The organism is Marinimicrobium locisalis (assembly GCF_039822625.1).
Taxonomy (GTDB): Bacteria; Pseudomonadota; Gammaproteobacteria; order Pseudomonadales; family Cellvibrionaceae; genus Marinimicrobium; species Marinimicrobium locisalis.
Window position 1 is genome coordinate 1 of the sequence record NZ_JBDLLG010000065.1, and the last position, 1,639, is coordinate 1,639.

Annotated in this window: 1 pseudogene; it reads right to left on the bottom strand. The window is 57.2% G+C overall.

Annotation, left to right across the window (positions count from 1 at the left end):
* Positions 1-1,360: pseudogene (tnpC, locus tag AAE514_RS18385) on the bottom strand (IS66 family transposase); the annotation flags it as partial.
* Positions 1,361-1,639: the final 279 nt, after the last annotated feature.

Consider the following 1,639-nt stretch of genomic DNA (forward strand, 5'->3'; position numbering starts at 1 on the left):
GCAGCACATCGGTCAAGTAGGTGTAGGTATTGATCCCATGCAGCTTACAGGTGCTGATCAAGCTCTGGATAATGCCCACATGCTCCGCGCCGACTTCGGTCCAGCAGAACATCCAGTTTTTCCGCCCCATCGGGATCGGACGCAACGCTCTCTCCAGGTGATTCGTATCGAGCGGAACCGCCGGCTCTGCAAGGAACACACGCAGAGCCTGCTCACGGTTCAAGGTGTAGTTCAGCGCTTGGGTAAACGGCTGCCTCGGCGTCAGGTTGTTGCGTTGCAACTGTTCATTGCACCACTGATACAGTTGATCGACGACCGGCTTGCTGTAAGTCAGCCGATGCTCGCGCAGTTTATCGTCTTTGAGCTCTTGGTCCGCCGCCTCGGTTTCGAACTGGTAGAGTTGACGGATTAACGACAACGCTTCGGCGACAGCCTCCGGTTCATCATTCTCCGCTTCGATAAACTGTCGGCGCGTGTGCGTCCAGCACTGGGCATGGGTCACGCCTTCGCACTGGTCGGCATAGCGGCCATAGGCGGCATAACCGTCGCTGAGCATGGTGCCCTCGAACACGTTCTTGAGTGTGTTTTCAATATGCTGGCGCCCCCGGCTGGCCGAGTAGGTAAACACCACTTCGTGCTGATCCCCGTACAGGGGCCAGAACCAGGCTTGCTTCATTTTTCCTTTCCCGGACTTCCCGGCTTTGATGGGCGTCTCGTCCATCGCCAGCACTTTGCTGCGCAACACATTATTCAGTTGTGCCTGAACGATGGGACGAAGTAGTTCAATGGCTCGTTTGCTCAGGTTGGTCAGCGTGGCGCGGCTGAGTGTAACCCCCGCATTTTGAATGCGCTGGTGTTGGCGGTACAGCGGCAAGTGATATTGGAACTTATCGACCAACAGCCCCACCAGCAAGCTGACATCGGCGACGCTGCGATCCAGAACGTTGGCCGGTGCTGGACAGGGCTCGGGTTTATCCTGGTCCTTACGCTTGATCACGGGGCGGTTGTATTGCAGCACAACGTAGCTGGCCGGACGCTGGGCCAAGCGACACACCGTTTTGGTATCAATGATTTCGTACTGATCCGCCTCGGGGCCTGACAGCTCCGGGGGCTGCTGTTCAATGACTTCTACCGGTACCTCGTCGTTGAAGCGCAGCCCGGCATCGTTCACACAATCATCGGGACGTTGCTTTTTACCGGTGCCACGCTCATAGGTGATGGTGGTCTTCTCACCTTCAGGGGCGACCGGCTTGGTCGCCTCGCCCAGATCCAGTCCCGGCTGATGAGCATTGTCAACCGGGCGCTTTTCGGACTTCTCGCCGAACAGCTGTTTATTGAACCACGCAATCTGGTGTTCCAGCGCTTGGATATGCGCTTTCTGTTCGACCACCAACTGACGCAGCGCCGCCAGCTCTTCGCGGACATCATCAGAACTGGGCGCCGATTCTTGCGTGTGTTCAGTAGCCGTTGTCATGCGGGGATTATACCAGCCAAGCCGTTACGCCGCATGCCGATAGCGCTTGAACTGACGGTGTTTTTGCACTTCGATACCCTCCAGCAATAACTGCAAGTCGGTCCAGGTTAAACAGCGCTGTCCGGTCGGTGAGGTGCGCACCTGGAACTGGCCTTGCTCCAGACG